15 protein-coding genes are annotated in these 17,533 nt (G+C 58.9%); 7 read left to right on the top strand and 8 right to left on the bottom strand.

Features of this window, described 5'->3' with window-relative positions:
* Positions 1-14: 14 nt before the first annotated feature.
* The 8 genes from L8V01_RS09950 to L8V01_RS09915 form a co-directional block, all read right to left on the bottom strand.
* A complete protein-coding gene (locus L8V01_RS09950; RefSeq protein ID WP_049360307.1) occupies positions 15-395 on the bottom strand; it encodes a monovalent cation/H(+) antiporter subunit G in 381 nt (126 codons plus the stop codon).
* On the bottom strand, positions 392-667 hold the full coding sequence (locus L8V01_RS09945; protein ID WP_086588236.1) for a monovalent cation/H+ antiporter complex subunit F: 276 nt from the start codon (positions 665-667) through the stop codon (positions 392-394). Before L8V01_RS09945 ends, L8V01_RS09950 begins: the two co-directional genes overlap by 4 nt.
* Entirely contained in the window at positions 667-1,194 is a 528-nt protein-coding gene (locus tag L8V01_RS09940; RefSeq protein WP_269946899.1) for a Na+/H+ antiporter subunit E, read from the bottom strand. The genes L8V01_RS09945 and L8V01_RS09940 overlap by 1 nt, the downstream gene beginning before the upstream one ends.
* Complete coding sequence (locus tag L8V01_RS09935) at positions 1,187-3,013, bottom strand: Na+/H+ antiporter subunit D (protein WP_269946898.1); 1,827 nt, start codon at positions 3,011-3,013, stop codon at positions 1,187-1,189. The genes L8V01_RS09940 and L8V01_RS09935 overlap by 8 nt, the downstream gene beginning before the upstream one ends.
* Positions 3,006-3,506, bottom strand: a complete 501-nt coding sequence (locus L8V01_RS09930; RefSeq protein ID WP_269946897.1) for a Na(+)/H(+) antiporter subunit C — start codon at positions 3,504-3,506, stop codon at positions 3,006-3,008. Before L8V01_RS09930 ends, L8V01_RS09935 begins: the two co-directional genes overlap by 8 nt.
* Positions 3,507-6,488, bottom strand: a complete 2,982-nt coding sequence (locus L8V01_RS09925; protein ID WP_269946896.1) for a Na+/H+ antiporter subunit A — start codon at positions 6,486-6,488, stop codon at positions 3,507-3,509.
* 17 nt (positions 6,489-6,505) lie between these two features.
* Entirely contained in the window at positions 6,506-6,706 is a 201-nt protein-coding gene (locus L8V01_RS09920; protein ID WP_269946895.1) for a hypothetical protein, read from the bottom strand.
* A 113-nt stretch (positions 6,707-6,819) separates the two neighbouring features.
* Positions 6,820-8,187, bottom strand: a complete 1,368-nt coding sequence (locus L8V01_RS09915) for a M20/M25/M40 family metallo-hydrolase (protein ID WP_269946894.1) — start codon at positions 8,185-8,187, stop codon at positions 6,820-6,822.
* A gap of 227 nt (positions 8,188-8,414) precedes the next feature.
* On the opposite strand from L8V01_RS09915, the gene L8V01_RS09910 reads away from it, so the two are divergent.
* The 7 genes from L8V01_RS09910 (at position 8,415) to L8V01_RS09880 (ending at position 17,511) form a co-directional block, all read left to right on the top strand.
* Positions 8,415-10,385: an OPT family oligopeptide transporter gene (locus L8V01_RS09910; protein ID WP_269946893.1), complete on the top strand. Its 1,971-nt coding sequence runs from the start codon at positions 8,415-8,417 to the stop codon at positions 10,383-10,385.
* 232 nt (positions 10,386-10,617) lie between these two features.
* The gene (groL, locus tag L8V01_RS09905; protein ID WP_086588229.1) at positions 10,618-12,264 is read left to right on the top strand and encodes a chaperonin GroEL; all 1,647 of its coding nucleotides are present in this window, start codon (positions 10,618-10,620) and stop codon (positions 12,262-12,264) included.
* A 669-nt stretch (positions 12,265-12,933) separates the two neighbouring features.
* Positions 12,934-13,107: a hypothetical protein gene (locus L8V01_RS09900; protein ID WP_225746395.1), complete on the top strand. Its 174-nt coding sequence runs from the start codon at positions 12,934-12,936 to the stop codon at positions 13,105-13,107.
* Positions 13,108-13,142: 35 nt separating this feature from the next.
* Entirely contained in the window at positions 13,143-13,277 is a 135-nt protein-coding gene (locus L8V01_RS09895) for a hypothetical protein (protein ID WP_255632127.1), read from the top strand.
* A 154-nt stretch (positions 13,278-13,431) separates the two neighbouring features.
* Complete coding sequence (ppk2, locus tag L8V01_RS09890; protein WP_023019951.1) at positions 13,432-14,331, top strand: polyphosphate kinase 2; 900 nt, start codon at positions 13,432-13,434, stop codon at positions 14,329-14,331.
* Positions 14,332-14,606: 275 nt separating this feature from the next.
* A complete protein-coding gene (locus L8V01_RS09885; RefSeq protein ID WP_269946892.1) occupies positions 14,607-15,749 on the top strand; it encodes an alpha/beta hydrolase in 1,143 nt (380 codons plus the stop codon).
* A 115-nt stretch (positions 15,750-15,864) separates the two neighbouring features.
* The gene (locus L8V01_RS09880; RefSeq protein WP_269946891.1) at positions 15,865-17,511 is read left to right on the top strand and encodes a metallophosphoesterase family protein; all 1,647 of its coding nucleotides are present in this window, start codon (positions 15,865-15,867) and stop codon (positions 17,509-17,511) included.
* Positions 17,512-17,533: the final 22 nt, after the last annotated feature.

Raw genomic sequence — 17,533 nt, 5'->3', positions numbered from 1 at the left:
GTGAAAAGCGTCTCCTACTTGCGGCGCAGCGACTTCGCGGCAGGTCGGTCGTTGCGGGACATGGTTTCCTCGGTGCCGTACAGGCCTTCACGGCGAGCAATACGCGAGGTGCGCTGCGCGGTTACCGGGCTAGTGAACATGGCAAACAGTACCAGCAAAACGAGCATTCCTAAATCCCCCCGCTCGGCAACGCTGAAGGATTCTGCGCCGGTGATGCGAATGATGGCGCCAAGGATGGTGAGGATAAGCCCAGTGGTTTGCGGCTTACTGACCGCGTGCACGCGAGACATGGTGTCCTTGAAGCGGGCGATGCCGATCGCCGCCGCAAGGGTGAGGACGCTGCCGCCGATGATCAGGATGAGCGAGAGCACATCTGCAATGAAAGACCAGCTCATTGATTATCCCTCTTCCTAAACCTGGTGACGGATACGGTGGAGATGAAGCCCAAGAGCGCGATGACCAGCATGGCCGAGACCACCGTGGTATTGAGCGACCAGCACATGTAGGTAGCCAGCGCGCATTGGAACATCGCGGTAAAGCCGTCCATGCCCACGAGGCGGTCCAGTGAGTTGGGGCCGGTGATAATGCGCCAGACGGTAATGAGGAAGGAGACCACCAGTAGCGCGGCGGCCACCAGCAAAATCGCGTTATAGATCTGCGGGTCCATTAGGGGTGGCTCCTTTCAAAGATGTCGATGAATGAGGCCTCAAGGTGGGCCACGGCACCGATCTCGCGCTGAATCTGGGCCTCATCGCGGGCATCGAGGATATGGACGGTGATCATGCGGTTGGCAATATCGATATCGGTAACCGTGCCGCCGGGCTGCAGGTTATACAGCGTTACGGCCAGGGATAGGACGAACTCATTATCCAAGCGCATGGGCAGCTCCAAGATCGCGGTCTTGGGCACCGGCTGCGGTCGCACGGCGAGCCAGCCCACCTTGAGCGAGGCATAGAACAATTCCCAGAACCAGCGGGCCATGAAGGCGATGAGCTTGCCCCAAGAAACATCGATGTCTGAGATAGGCATGGCCGGCAGCGGCAGGGCAAAGACGATAACGGTGCCGATGAGGAGCCCGGCCACCACATTGCCCACGGTGACCTCCCCCATGAGCATGCACCACATGATGGTCAGCCAGACGATGAACCACGGGCGGAAGCGGTGGCGCAGGCCGGAAAAGCGTGCGTTAGTCATCGCTAATATCCTTCCTCTTGGCGGCGTCCGGTGTCTTTACAGTGCCGGAATGGGACTCGCGTCCGCCGGCTTCCGGGTCGGTGCGTGCATCCAGCCCGGGCTCGGCGGGCGGCTCCGCCTCCGGGGAGGGATGCCGGCGATTTTCATAGGAATCCGCGCCGCCGGTGTAGCGCTCCTTTTGATTGAGGTGGCGGGTGGGGTCATCTGCCCTATCGCCCAATACCGCGTACTGATAAATGGACGTATCCTGAGCGGATTCGGCTGCGCGCGAGGTGACGCCCGAGATAGGCCCGGCCAGGAAGGTGATGGAGGTAGAAGCGGCCACCAGCAGGGTAGTAGAGGCGATCATGCCAAAGGGAACCCTGCCCACGTCTTGGCGGGAGGAAAATTCCACCTCATCGGTGATATCAGAGAGCGGCGCCGGGCGAGCGAGTGCCACGTTGCCTTCAGGGGCATCGGCGCGGTCGCGTTGGAAGCCCTTGGCCCACACCAGCATCATGACGTAGAGGGTAAGCAGGGAGGTAACCACGGCGCCGACGATAAGCACCCAGGCCATCCAGGAATCCTCGTTTGCACCTGCTTCTAGCAAGATAACCTTGCCCAAAAAGCCCGAGAACGGCGGGATGCCACCCAGGTTGATCGCGGGGATGAAATACAAGATTCCAATGAGCGGGGCGGAGTACATCAGCGAGCCCAAACGGCGCAGCGAAGAGGTGCCGGCTTGGCGCTCAACGAGTCCGACCACCAAGAAGAGCGCGGTTTGCACCAAAATGTGGTGCACGGCGTAGAAGATGGCGCCGGAAAGCCCTTGCGCGGTACCGAGCGAAACGCCGAAGATCATGTAGCCAATGTGGCTGACCAGGGTAAAGGACAAAAGGCGCTTAATATCGGACTGCGCGATGGCGCCCAAAATACCCACCAACATCGTGGCTAGGGCCACCCACATGAGCACGGTATCGAGGCCGCCGGCGGTGAAAATAGAGGAGCGGGCGCGGATGATGGCGTAGACACCCACCTTGGTCAGCAGGCCGGCAAAAACCGCAGTGACTAGTGAAGGCGCCGTGGGATACGAGTCCGGCAGCCAGGCGTCCAGCGGGACGACGGCCGCCTTAATGCCAAAGGCAACGAGCAGCGTGGCAAAGATCGCGGTGCGGGTGCCTTCCGGGAGGTCCTGCATGCGCTGGCCAATCTGTGCCATGTTCACGGTGCCTACTGATGAATACACAAAGCCCAGCGCGAGCAAGAAAATCATTGACGAGGCCATGGACACCATCACGTATCCCACACCAGCGCGCACGCGGCTGGCCGAAGCACCCAAGGTCAGCAGCACATACGATGCGACGAGGAAGACCTCAAACCCCACGTAGAGGTTGAAGAGGTCGCCGGCCAGGAAGGAGATATTTACGCCCATGGTCAGCAACATGTAGGTGGGCAAGAATACGGCCACCGGCTCGTCCTTGGTGCCATCGCGCACACCCTGGGAGATGGCGTACCAAATGACAGAAAAGAGCACCACGGAAGAGGTAAAAAGCATCACCGCAGAAAGGCGATCCGCCACTAGCGTGATGCCCACTGGGGCGTCCCAGCCGCCGACCTGCAGTGTTTGAATGCCCTCAAAATCCGCGATGAGGATCAACACGGCGTTGACTACCGCCGTTATAAGCAGCGAGAAAAATACGATTTGGCGCTGCGCATTGGGCACGCGGGAAAAGATCAAGGCGAGCGCTGCGGCTATCGCCGGGATGATGATGGGCAGGGGAATGAGGTAGCCGATGTAGGGAAAGAGGGCATCGACAAGCGGCTGCATGGTCTCACTCATCGCGGGCCCCCTTTACAGGCTCTTCAAAGGACTCTGGGCCGAAATTATCGCCTTCTTTGGTTGCGCGGCCCGTGGTGGGATCGTTCGAGGCATCGTGATCCGGGCTTGCGGCCGCATTGCCAGGGCGCGCAGCCTTGGCGGCAATGGCGGTATCCTCCGCGTCATCCTCAATGACATCGTCCGTGCGGTAGCGGTACTGGCGGTAAGCCAAGGTCAGTATGAAGGCTGTCAGCGCCATGGAAATGACGATGGCGGTAAGGATCATCGCTTGGGCTAGGGGATCTGCAATCTCGGCGCCAAAGGGCTCCGATTCGCGGCCATCGATAGGTGGGGAACCGGCCGAGCCGCCTGCCTGCAGCAGGAAGAGGTTGGCGCCGTTGCCTAAGAGCAAGAGGCCCAGCAGCATCTTGGTCATGGCGCGGTCTAGCAGCAGGTAGATGCCCGCGGCTACGAGCACGCCGGCGGCGAGCAGGAGGAAGAGATTGGCTTCCATTTACTTCTCCTTTCCTGTCGTAGCGGCTGTGCTTGCCGTGGTGGCTTGTTTCTTTTCCTTGCGTTGCGCCCGTTGCGCTTTCTGCTTGGCGGTGCGTTGGCGTTGCTGGCGGGCCAGCGAGCGGGCGCGGTCGCGGGCGCGCTGCTTACGCATATCCTCTTCTTCATCCAGCTTCGCGCCCAAGGAACTGAGTATGTAGAGCGTAAGGCCGATGACGATGAGGTAGACGCCGGCGTCAAAGACCAACGCCGAAGGCAGCGATACCGCGCCGATGAGCGGGATCTCTGGTGAGGTATACCCACTAGTTAGCGGCGGGTGGCCAAAGAACATTGGGGCTACCACGGCGACTGCGGACAGGAAGAGCCCGGTGCCCATGGTGCGGCCGGCGTCGATAGGCAGGGTTTCATCAAGCTCTGCGCGCCCGCCGGCCAGGTAGCGCAGGATAAGAGCCAAGGCGGCGACGAGTCCACCGGCGAAGCCGCCACCCGGTGCATTATGGCCCGCGAAGAAGAAATAGAAGGAAATCGCGACCATAGACGGGAAGAGCACGCGGGTAGAGACATCGATCATCAGCGAGCGGTTAAGTGCCTGCTCTGATTCCACGCCGGCCGCCAGCCAGCGCCGCCCAGTAACCTGCAGGGTGGGGCGGCGGCTCGCGCGGGCGAAAGACTGGGTGCGATAAATCAGCGAGGCCACGCCCAGCGCGGCGATGATGATGACCGTGATCTCGCCAAAGGTATCCCATGCGCGCAAGTCCACCAGCAAGACATTGACGGTATTGGCGCCGTGCCCAATCTCTTTTGCCAGATCCGGCATGAACTCAGAGATGGGCTTGGACTGGCGCGCGTTGATGGCAAACATCGCCACCACGGTTACCGTCAGGCCCGTGCCCACCGAAAGCCACGCGCGCAGGCGCCCCATCTTGGGATCCTGCTTCCACTCGGTGGAGGCCGGCATGCGGCGCAGCACCAGCATGAAAAGAACCATGACGATGGTCTCCGTCAGCAGCTGGGTAAGCGCCAAATCCGGCGCGCCGTGCAGCGCAAAAATGAAAGAAAGCGTATAGCCGGTTACGCCAACGATAATGACGGCGGATAAGCGATTATCGGTTACCGTAGCGGCCACAGCGGCCACCATGATGATGCAGGCGGCTACGATCTGCCAGGGGTTTTCTGCCACGATCATGCGGATATCGGTGAGGTCACCTTTAATGAGCATGGCTAGCGGTAGCAGCATCAAGGTGGCAAAAATAACCGTCAAGTTCAGCTGCAGGGAACCGCGCTGCGTGGTTGCCGTCGTGCGCAGTGAGAGCTTGCGCAGGTGAGCAATGACCGAATCATAGGCATCATCCGCATTGCCCAGAGCGGGGTAGGAGAATTGCCATTTGGCCAGCACCTGCCGTTGCCAGTGCAGGATGATACCGGCAACGATGATGAGCGCCGAGAGGCCCAGCGCCACGCTAAAGCCATGCCACAAGGCCAGTTCGCTATGTGGCTTGGGGCCGAAGATGGAATTGAGGTGCTGGTCAAAGGCTGCCGAGAGCGGCCTGGGGAATACGCCGAGCACCACAGTCACAGCAGTGAGCACGGCAGGGGAGAGCCAAAGTCCGATGCTGGCGGGATGCATCTTGGCGACGGCCTCTGCCGGCTCCGCGCCATTAATCTCCTTCTTCGTGGCAAAGGCGCCCCACAGAAAGCGCAGTGTATAGGCCATGGTGAGGATGGAACCGATGACGTAGGCCACCAGCATCATATTGCGCGGCATGCCTGTTAGAAGCTCCTCATGCATGGTGGCCTCCAGCACTGCTTCCTTGGCCACGAAGCCAAAAAGGGGCGGCACGCCGGCCATAGAAAACCCAGAGATGATCGCAATGCCGAAGAGGAACGGCTCCTTGCGCCCAAGACCCGATAGCTTGGTGATATCCCTCGTGCCCGAGCAATGGTCGATCGCGCCGACGACCATGAAGAGCGCGGCCTTAAATAGCGAGTGCGCAAAGGTCAGCGCTAGACCGGCCTGCATGGCCTCGCGCGAGCCCACGGCCGCGATGGAGGTGATAAAGCCCAGCTGGGAGACGGTGCCATAGGCCAAGACCAGCTTTAGGTCCCGCTGCTTAAGGGCCATCCATCCACCTAGCAGCATGGTAAATACGCCGAGGGGGATAACCACCAGATGCCAGGTGACCACTTCGTACATAAAAGGCGCCAGGCGCGCGACCAAGTAGATTCCGGCCTTTACCATCGCTGCGGAGTGCAGGTAGGCCGAGACCGGCGTCGGTGCCGCCATGGCTCCGGGAAGCCAGAAGTGTGCCGGCACGATAGCGGACTTGGTGAGCGCGCCGACCAAAATGAGCACGATAGCTACCGTCACGTAGGGCGTCTGCGCAAAGTGTTCATAGGCCGCGATGTCGCTAAAGGTCCACGCCCCAGTTTGTCGTCCGAGCAAGATGATGCCCATGAGCATGGATAGCCCGCCCAGGGCGGTGACCATGAGCGCTTGCTGTGCGGCGCGGCGGGATGAGGCGCGCTCCGCGTAGTAGCTGACCAAGAGATAGGACAGCACGGAGGTAATCTCCCAAAACACATACATCAGCAGGAAGCTATCCGCGGCCACCAGCCCAAACATGGCGGTGGCAAAGCCGACCATTTGGGCGGCGAACATAGCTAAGCGGCGCCGCGTGCCATCGAAATAGCCCCAGCAATACACCAGCACGAGTGCACCCATGCCTAAAATGATCAGGCTAAAAAGGGCGCCCAAACCGTCTAGGTGCAGGTCAAAACTTAAGTTCGCGGACGGCATCCATGCCACGGTGTAGTCCACACCGCCGCCATCCTGGAACGTTCCGTGCAGAAAATGCGTGAGCGTCCACACGAACCCTGCGGCGGGAACTAGCGCCAGAATTCCAAAAGCCGGGCGCCCCATCCGCATGATGAGTAACGGTGCGGCCACGGTCGCGGCGATGAGAGCACCCAGAAGTAATAGCACGTTGGTTTCTGCGCTCCTTATGGTTGTGTCAAGTTCTCCTGCCCCGCTGCCGCGAACACCACAAACACCACAACTGCTGAGAGGCGAGAACATTCACGTGCCGCGCGCCGCTGAGTACGCTGCGGCGGCACGATGCAAGCAACATGGCCGAGCGCGGGGCCAACTTTCTGCCACTTTACCGGTTTTTCTACGGCTTCGAAAGGATTATTTTTATGCACTGTATTATATGGTGCCATTTCGCGGCATAAAGAAACCCCGCACACTGGGTGCGGGGTAAGCCGCGTTAACCGCGGCGGCAGGCAGAGCCCAGGCTGGACCTAGGGGTTTAGCCTTAGGCGTAGCGCTGCAGGAAGAGCGCCTCGGCGGCGGCGATATTCTCGATCTCCGTGGGATCCACGGACTCGTTGGCGGAGTGGATGGTGCACTTGGGCTCTTCCACGCCGTAGAGGGCGATCTCCGCGTTCGGGTGGGCTTCTTGTAGCTCGGTGGTCAGCGGAATGGATCCGCCCATGCCCTGTGCGGCCGTTTCCTTGCCATAAGCCTCAGACAGGCACTCGCCCAGCAGGGCAGCGGCAGGCTTTTCGGGATCGGTGGCAAAGCCGGCGTTGGATTCCAGCACCTCGGCCTTCACGTGTGCGCCCCATGGGGTGTGGGCGCGTAGGTGCTCACAGACGGCGTCGGCAATTGCAGCGGCATCGGCGCCTGCTGGAACGCGCAGGTTGAGCTGGGCGGAAGCGGTGGCAGGCACGGCGTTGACCGCCTCCGAAACCGGGGTGGAGGTAAAGCCGGTGACCGTAATAGCCGGGCGGGACCAGACGATATTGGCCACTGGGGTGGCGCCGGCGGGATCCTCCTCGCCCATGATCTTGGTGCCCTCCAGCAGCTGGGCATCGGCGCGGAAAGCCTCGGCCGAGTACTCCTGGCCGGACCATTCAGCGGTGGTATCTACGCCATCGATAACGGTGCGGCCGTATTCATCGGAGAGGGAATCAATCGCGCGCATCAGTGCCTTGGCGGCATCCGGTGCCGCGCCGCCGAATTGGCCGGAGTGAACGGCGGAGGCCAGCGTATCAACCTGCACGCCAATCTGTGCGCCGCCGCGTAGGCAGGTGGTCAAGGTGGGCTGGCCCACGGCGGAGTTGCCGGCATCGGCGATGAGGATGGCGTCGGCCGCAAAAAGCTCTGGGCGATCCTTAATGAGCTGGGATAGGCCCTCGCCTCCGCGCTCCTCGGAGCCTTCGATGAGGTACTTCAGATTAACCTTGGCGCCGCCATTATTGTCCACCGCGCGCAGGGCCGCCAAGTGCATGACTACATTGCCCTTGCAATCGGCGGCGCCGCGGCCGTACCAGCGGGTGGAACCATCTGCGGCTTGGCGCTCGCTAAGGGTAAAGGGATCAGACTCCCAGGCCTCGCGGTTGCCGGCCGGCACCACGTCATAGTGGGAGTAAAGTAGAACGGTCTTGGCGCCTTCGTCGCCCTTGCGCTCGCCCAAGATGGCGGTGGAGCCATCGGCCGTGGTGATGGTCTCCACGCTCACGCCGGACTCTTCCAGCGCGGATTTTACCCACTGGCTAGCGCCTTTGGTCTGGTCTTCCAAGCCCTCCTCGTTGTGGACGGAGTTGAAGGCTACCAGCTCGCTGAGCTGGCGGAAGATGGTCTCGCGATCGTTGCGGATACTTTCATTAAGTGCAGTCATGCCCTCTACGGTACCCGCCTGCCCCAAGCTATAGAGCAACCGGAATAGGAAAACACCGGGGTGGTGAACTAAAATTTATTCATTCCACCCTGTGCGGATTCTGCCCGTTCGGATATAAACCGGAACTTAAACCGGGGTGAAGCGGGCGAAACGGGCGTTGCTGGCTGCGGCTTGCTACGCGGGGTGAGACAAGAAACTTTCATAGCCGAGAATAGAAAGGACCTGGCATGGCGAACGCATCATCCGCCGCAGGTTCCAAAGCCACCCTGCCCGAGCTAACCCTGCGCGGCGTCATTATCGGTGGCCTGATCACCCTCATTTTTACCGCCGCCAACGTCTACTTGGGGCTGAAGGTGGGCTTGACCTTTGCTACCTCCATCCCGGCCGCCGTGATTTCCATGGCGGTGCTGCGCCGGTTCAAGGGTCATAACGTTAAAGAAAACAATATTGTCCAGACTATTGCCTCTGCCGCGGGTACCTTGTCCGCCATCATCTTCGTCCTCCCAGGCCTGGTCATGGTGGGCTATTGGCAGGGCTTTGGCTTCCTGCAGACGGCCGGCGTGTGCGTTATCGGCGGCGTACTCGGTGTGATGTACTCCATCCCGCTGCGCCGTGCCCTAGTCACCGGCTCCGATCTGCCGTACCCAGAAGGCGTGGCCGCGGCCGAGGTCCTCAAGGTAGGCGACGAGAACGCCGATGGCGCGAGCCATGAGGAAAATGCCAAGGGCCTGCGCGTCATCGTCGCCGGCGGCATTACCTCGGCCGTAATGGCGCTGCTGGCGGCGATGAAGGCTGCCGCTTCTGAGGCTTCCGCGTATTTCAAGCTGGGCGCCGGCGCGACCACCCTGGGTACCAGCCTGTCCACGGCCCTCATTGGTGTGGGCCACTTGGTCGGCCTGCCGGTAGGCATTGCGATGCTGGTTGGCGTGGTGATTTCTTACTTCATCTTGTTGCCCATTTTCACCGCCGGCGATGTTTCGGGCGCCGCTGCGCTTGCCGACGTCGTCGATACCACCTTCTCCGATGACATCCGCTTCATCGGCGTGGGCACCATGGCCATTGCCGCTATCTGGACGCTGCTGAAGATTGCAGGCCCCATTGCTGTGGGCATCCGCCAGTCCTTGGCAACCTCGCGCGCCCGCAAGGCCGGTTCCGAAGTGGATGTGACCGAGCGCGATATTCCGTTCCCGTACGTAGTTACCACCATCGTGGCGTCCATGGTGCCGATTGCCTTGCTGCTGTGGGACTTCGTACGCGGAACCGATATCCACGAGCACATGGCTGTGCTCATTACCGTTTCGGTTCTCTTTACCCTGCTGGTAGGCCTGATTATTGCCTCCGTTTGCGGCTATATGGCCGGCCTCATTGGCGCATCTAACTCGCCGATTTCCTCCATCGGCATCATCGCCGTGCTCGCCGCCTCGCTGCTCATCGCCGCCGTCACCCGCGGCACCACCGCGGATCCGCTCTCCTTGGTGGCCTACACGCTCTTTACTGCGGCCATTGTCTTTGGCATCGCCACCATTTCCAATGACAACCTGCAGGATCTCAAAACCGGTCAGCTCGTTGGCGCCACCCCGTGGAAGCAGCAGGTCGCCCTCATTATCGGCGTGGTCTTTGGCTCCTTGGTCATCCCGCCGATTCTGCAGGTTATGCTCAACGGCTTCGGTTTCCAAGGCATGGAGGGCGCCGGCGAAGACGCCCTGGCAGCCCCGCAGGCCGCCCTGATGTCTTCCGTTGCCTCCGGCATCTTCGATAGCTCGCTGGACTGGAACCTCATCTTTATCGGCATGGCCATCGGCGCTGTCTTAATTATTGTTGACGAATTGCTGCGCAAATTTACCGATAAGTACTCGCTCTCGCCGCTGGCGGTAGGCATGGGAATGTACCTGCCAGCCGCGCTGACCATCGTCATTCCAATTGGCGCCATCTTGGGCACTTTCTATGACAAGTGGGCTGCTAAGCAATCCCGTCCGGAATTTGCCAAGCGCATGGGCACCCTCTTGGCCACCGGCCTTATCGTGGGCGAGTCCCTCTTTGGTGTGGTCAATGCCGGCATCATCGCCGCTGCCGGCGGCGATAGCCCGCTAGAGATCTTCGAGGGCGGCACGTCTGCCACCATCGTCGGCGTGATCCTCTTTATCGTCGCGCTGACGTTCATCTACCGCTGGACCAAGCGCACGGTGAAAAGCGCTTAGTTCCTGATCCATTCCTTAATATAATGGCGTCCCTTCGCGGGGCGCCATTTTTTCTTGCAGTCACGGTGGGAGAGTGCCAGAATGGTCGTTAGCACTCGCACAGTATGAGTGCTAGATAAATCTACATCGTTGTGGTTGAGGTTGGTTCACACTCACCAGCCATGCCGTCGCGGGCGTCCGCAGCGAGAAAGACGTGAGTGTCGTCCTCAATAAACCAAGGAGCACAAACACAATGGCAAAGATTATCGCTTTTGATGAAGAGGCCCGCCGCGGCCTTGAGCGCGGCCTGAACACGCTTGCCGACGCCGTCAAGGTCACCCTCGGCCCCAAGGGCCGCAACGTCGTCCTAGAAAAGTCCTGGGGCGCTCCGACCATTACCAATGACGGTGTTTCCATCGCTCGCGAAATTGAGCTCGAGGATGCTTACGAGAAGATCGGCGCCGAGCTGGTCAAGGAAGTTGCCAAGAAGACCGATGACGTCGCTGGCGACGGCACCACCACCGCAACCGTGCTGGCACAGGCACTGGTACGCGAAGGCCTGCGCAATGTGGCCGCAGGTTCCAACCCAATGGGCATCAAGCGCGGCATCGAGACCGCTACCAAGAAGGTCGTCGACTCCCTGCTGTCTTCCGCTAAGGAAGTAGAAACCCAGGAGCAGATTGCCACCACCGCTGGCATCTCCGCTGCGGACCCAGCAATCGGCGAGAAGATCGCCGAGGCTATGTACACCGTGGGCAACGGCTCCGTAAACAAGGACTCCGTTATCACCGTGGAAGAGTCCAATACCTTCGGTGTTGACCTCGAGGTAACCGAGGGTATGCGCTTTGATAAGGGCTACATCTCCGGCTACTTCGCTACCGATATGGAGCGCCAGGAGGCAGTCCTGGAGGATCCGTACATCCTGCTGGTCTCCTCCAAGATCTCCAATATCAAGGACCTCGTTCCGCTGCTGGAGAAGGTCATGCAGTCCGGCAAGCCGCTGCTGATTATCGCCGAGGACGTTGAGGGCGAGGCCCTGTCCACCCTCGTGGTGAACAAGATCCGCGGCACCTTCAAGTCCGTCGCTGTAAAGGCACCAGGCTTCGGCGATCGCCGCAAGGCCACCCTGCAGGACATGGCCATCCTTACCGGCGGCCAGGTCATCTCCGAAGAGGTCGGCCTCTCCCTCGAGACCGCCGAACTCGAGTACCTGGGCCAGGCACGCAAGGTCGTTGTCACCAAGGACGAGACCACCATCGTTCAGGGTGCTGGCTCCCAGGAGCAGATCGACGGCCGCATCAAGCAGATTCGCGCCGAGATCGAAAGCTCCGATTCCGACTATGACCGTGAGAAGCTGCAGGAGCGCCTGGCTAAGCTCTCCGGTGGCGTTGCCGTCCTCAAGGTTGGTGCCGCTACTGAGGTCGAGCTCAAGGAGCGCAAGCACCGCATCGAGGACGCAGTCCGCAACGCCAAGGCTGCCGTGGAAGAGGGCATCGTTGCCGGCGGTGGCGTAGCCCTGCTGCAGGCCGCTTCCGTCTTGGATTCCCTGGATGATCTCAAGGGTGATGAGGCTACCGGCGTCAAGATTGTCCGCGAGGCCCTGTCCGCACCGCTGAAGCAGATCGCACACAACGCTGGTCTGGAGCCGGGCGTTGTGGCAGACAAGGTTGCCTCCCTGCCAGCAGGCGAAGGCCTGAACGCTGCTACCGGCGAGTACGTCAACCTCATGGAGGCTGGCATCAATGACCCGGTCAAGGTCACCCGCTCCGCACTGCAGAACGCTGCATCTATCGCAGCTCTGTTCCTGACCACCGAGGCCGTCGTTGCCGACAAGCCTGAGCCGGCCGGCGCCAACAACGGCATGCCGGACGCTGACGCCATGGGCGGCATGGGCTTCTAAACGCTATACGCCCATTGGCCACCCGTAACAACGGGCTTGGCGAATAAGCTTGAGCGCCCCGTTTCTGTGCTTTAGAGCGCATGAAACGGGGTGTTTCGGCGTGTCTGCAGCACTTTGCTTAACCAATGCGATATGTGGGCGCTGCGTCTTCACGGATAGATTTTCCGAAATTGCTCGTCATAGACGGTTTCGATTTAGGCCGTAGTGCAAAGAAAACTCAGGCAATCCGCTGTGGAAAATGGCGCGCCAATCGCCGCCCCAGCTTTTAACACGCGAACCATGTGCCCCATTGACCCCGTATAGGGGTAACTGAAGGGGCGCAATCTAAAAAAGTTTTTCGCTCTCAGAGAGCGGGTTTTGCGCCTACCTATCGTTCGTTACACCGGAAAGCGTTACAGTGTTAAGTCTTATTTAGTCCAACTATTTAAAGCGTGACATAAAAGCCCAGTTCAGCAGGCTTTCAATTAAGATAAAAAGTTTCTAATGACTGCTATAAGTCATAAACTTATCCTTATCAAGTTGCCTGCGTGTAGGGACATCTATGCAAATTTGACTTGATTTCGTTCAAACTTGTGCCAAAATATCTCTTGTGACGCCCACTGAGGGTGTCTGCAAACTGCAAACCCCTCCGGGGCAAGATAGCTTCGGATCTATTTTAGGAGTTCAAACATGGATCTCTCCACCATCCAGATGCACCTGGACAACTTCGTTAACACCTGGGAAGGCTGGCACAAGGTTGTCGAGGGTCTGTCCAACTGGGTTGGCATTGCTAATGCTTTCGACTCTTTCAAGACCTCCCTTGAGGTAGTCGACGCAGCCCTTCCGGCACTCAGCTCCAACTAATTCAACCAGCTCTAATTTTCTAAGGAGACACTAAAATGGAGAACCTTTCCTCTACCCTGAACTTTGCTTTCGACATCTTCGGTGGCCTGTTCAATGCTGCTTACACCCTCATTGAGCCGCTGACCGAGGTTGCTAAGGGTGCTTCCCAGCTGATCGGCATGTTCGCATAAGAACATCCTTCAGTTCTGAGCTTTAAAGCTTACTGAAGTAAGAAGGCCTACCGTTTCGGTAGGCCTTCTTTTTGTTTTGTTTGCTGTTTCGAGAGAAGGGGTAACTGCGAAAGTTTAGCGCGCTTGCCGTCTACATTCGGGTTACACTAAATGCATGGCTGATATTAAAGACGACGACCTTCCCGAGATTGACCTGGCAAAAACTGACGGCTACGTCGTCGACGGAACCGACGAGGATGATCCTTCGCTGATCATGCCGGATGGTTCCCCGGTTCAGACTTGGCGTGAAAATTACCCCTACGATGAGCGTATGACTCGCGATGAGTACGAGTCCGTTAAGCGCGCGCTGCAGATTGAATTGCTGAAGTGGCAGAACTGGACCAAGGAAACTGGCCAGCGCCACATTATTATCTTTGAAGGGCGCGACGCAGCCGGTAAGGGTGGCACTATTAAGCGCTTTAACGAGCATCTGAACCCGCGCGGTGCCCGCACCGTGGCACTGGAAAAGCCGTCGCCGCGTGAGTCCACCTCGTGGTACTTCCAGCGCTATATCGAGCATTTCCCGGCCGGTGGCGAAATCGTCTTCTTTGACCGCTCTTGGTACAACCGCTCCGGCGTGGAGCGAGTTATGGGCTTTTGTACCGAAAGCCAGCACGCGGAGTTCCTTCGCGAGGTTCCGATGCTGGAGAATATGATTCTCGGCTCGGGTATCTCTTTGACCAAGCTGTGGTTCTCGGTTACCCGTAAGGAGCAGCGCACCCGCTTCGCTATTCGCCAGATTGACCCAGTGCGCCAGTGGAAGTTGTCCCCGATGGACTTGGCCTCGCTGGATAAGTGGGATGACTACACCCGTGCGAAGGAAGAGCAGTTCCGTTACACCGATACGGAAGAATCGCCGTGGATTACCATTAAGTCCAATGACAAGAAGCGTGCCCGTATTAATGCGATGCGCTATGTCCTGTCCAAGTTCGAGTACACGAACAAGGACCACGAGCTGGTAGGCGAGGTTGACGAGAACATTGTTAAGCGTGGTCGCGACCAGATTGGTGACTAGGCTTGAGCTGAATTAGTTAACCCGTAGGCGGGAAACTCGGAAACTCCGAGTTTCCCGCTTTTTGTATTAGGAGGAATAGTGGGGGTGGATTTGGGAAATAGTTTCGGCAGGATTTGTTCTTTCTAAAAGTCTGTTTCCGTGCGGTTATTTTACGGAACCGTAGGTGACATTATTGAAAGTTATTTGTGCTCTATGCCGTCGCGTATTTAGCATCACTGTTATCTCAATCTCATCTGGGAAAACAATATGAGCTACAACACCAAGAGGAGACGGTGATGATAAAGAAGCATATAACCGCTTGCTTGACGGCGGCTGCTGTCATGGCGGCACCAGTGGCGGTATCCGGAACGCTTACAGTAAGCGCGGGCGCCCAGGAGGCGCCGGCGCCAGCGGCAGACCAGAAACCAGATGTATTGGGACGCCCGACCGTCTCTGACAAGCAGGTTTCTGATGAGGACGGCTACTTCGATAGTCAGCGCGGTCAGGGTGTAAAGATCTACTATCGGAAGCAGAAGGTGGCAAACCCCCGCGGCGCAGTGGTTTTGGCGCACGGTGTATCGGAGCACTCGGGGCGTTACGATTACGTCGCCAAGCGCTTGCTCGATGCAGGCTACAACGTCTACCGCGTTGACCACCGCGGCCACGGAAAATCCGCCGGCGGCAGCGTACCAATGGGGCATATCGATAATTTCCAGTACATCCTCGATGATTTCGACCGTGTTGTAGACATGGCGAAGGAAGAAAATCAGGGAGTAAAGACCTTCCTGCTGGGCCACTCGATGGGTGCACTGACCGTGGAAGCCTATGGGATTCGCGAGCCGGGCAAGGCAGATGGCATCATCACCAATGGTGGTGGCGCACCGCTGAACCTTTCGGGCAAGAACGTGGCCGGAAAGAATATCACTCCGGATGATATTTCTGAGACCCAGAAGAAGCTGGATCCCACCATCTTTGAGCGCCTACCGCTCGCTCAGCTGACTAGCTTCAATGCGCGCTACGCGCAAAACCTAATTCCGCACCGCACTGAGATCGGTGCACAGTCGCCGGAGTGGAGCAAGGGCATTCAGCTGTCTAATCCATTTACGGATGGTATCTCCACCAGCCAAGCGGTGAAGGACGAGTATGCCTCTAGCCCGCTCATCGCGCAGAAGACCAGCGCTGGAACCGCCCTGCAGCTGGCGGCGATTGCGAACTATGACGCCGTCAATGCGGACCTCTTTAGCGCACCGACGCTTATCATGCACGGCACCAAGGATGGCATCGTTCCGCCATACTTTTCGCAGGATTGGTATAACTCCATCTCTTCCAAGGACGTGGAGTACGTGACCTGGGAGGGGCAGAAGCACGAGGTCTTTAATGAGCCGGCTGCCGACCAGGCCCTCGATACGGTGGTTGATTGGCTGGACCGCCACGCCTAAACGGAAGGGTCCCTAGGGAGAATAATCGCTAAAGCTCTTGGCAGGCTTGTAGTGCTTGCCAAGAGTTTACGTATATGTAACCCCCTCGTTGCCCAGGCCAGATAGAAATAAAGTTATGAAAAATAAACTTTGTGCTTTCTCATCTGTCCTAGTTCTTACCGGAGTCCTGGGTGCGCCCATGGCGGCGGCTCAGTCTTCGCTTCCTGGATCTTCCTTTGGCACGTCTTTGGGGTCGTCGCTTGGCTCTTCTTATGGCTCTTCCCAGGGATCCTCTGAAGGAGAGGCCAAGCAACCGAAAGCGGAAGAAGGCGAAGGCGTCAACTCGCGAGTGTTGTGGCAAGAAAGCTTCGATGAGGTAGATACCCCGGCATGGTTTACCCACCGCGCGCCGGAGGGGTGGAAGACCGACGTGCAGGGCGTGGACTCGGGCGAGGCCCGTTGGAAGGGGTGGACCTTTGGCGATATGCGGCATTGGACCTGGGCGGCCGGAACCGATATGCGCCACTACTTCACCCAGGCGCATGACACCTTCGCCATCATTGACAATAAGCAGCAGCGTTTGGCCGAGGGCGATTCTATGACCGCCGGACTGAAGAGCCCGGCCATCTCGGTGGCGGGGCAGGACCGGGTGAATGTGGAATTCGACCACCATTACCGCCAGGGCAAGGAAGGACAGAACGCGACGGTGAAGGTCGCCTTCGATGGTGGGGAACCTCAGGAAATCGCCGCCTTTGACAAGGACGTATTCTCCAAGCACGAGTCCATCGGCGTGGACGTGCCGGCCGGCGCGAAGACCATGCAGGTCAGCTTCAGCTACAACAATGGCAATGATGACTGGTGGTGGGCGGTGGACAACGTGGGCGTCGTCAAGCCGCTGGGTGAGCTCAAAGGTTCGCCGCAGGCTATCGTGGACGTGCTTTCCGACGTCCAAGGCGACCCCCAAGACTACAAAGACGCGGTCCGCCAGTTGAATGGCATGGAGGACAAGGCCGGGGCGCTGGTGCTTAACGGCGACCTCGTGGACGATGGCTCGCAGGAGCAGTGGGACGATTTCCTGGCCGCGCACAGCGAGGAGCCGCACGATTCGGGCAAGGAATTGTGGACCATCGGCAACCACGAAATGTACGGCAAGGAAGGATCTGAGACCTACCTGGAGCGCTTCCTCAAATACTCCGGCCAGGATAAGCCGTGGAAGGAAGAGGTAGTTGACGGGGTGCCACTGATTTCGGTGAATACCGAGTTCTATTCCGATATCCTGCGCCACGGCAAGGAGCCGTTCCAGCGCATCAGCAAAGAGCAGCTCGATTGGCTAGATGAGCGTCTGGCCTATTGGGATGCTAAGGGCACGCCGGCGCTGGTCTTTAGCCATCCGCTGCTACCGCAGACGGTATCGATGTCCCATTCGGCGTGGTACCAGAATGATTTCGAGGACCTTGAAGCGCTATCCAACGTGGTCAATAAGTACAACAACATCGTGTGGTTTAGTAGCCACAGCCACTCCTCGCTGCGCCAGAATAACTGGTGGGGAACCCGCCGCTACGACGGCACGGGCGAGGCCGGCCGCACCGGCTTCCCGGTAGTCAATACCGGTGCCATCCTCAATGAGTACCTGCCAGATGGCGATAATGACGAGAAAATCGTCAAAGAAAAGGAAGAGGCCTCCACCGGACTGCGGGTCAAGGTCTTTGCTGACCGCGTCCGAGTGGAGGCCTGGGACTTCAAATCCGGCGAAATGATTAAGTATCAGGACTTCGCCCGGTAGGGCGAAGGTGCCTGCCGGTGGC

The organism is Corynebacterium curieae (assembly GCF_027570035.1).
Classification (GTDB): domain Bacteria; phylum Actinomycetota; class Actinomycetes; order Mycobacteriales; family Mycobacteriaceae; genus Corynebacterium; species Corynebacterium curieae.
The sequence above is the reverse complement of the archived record's forward strand: the minus strand, read 5'-3'. Positions and strand labels throughout refer to the sequence as shown.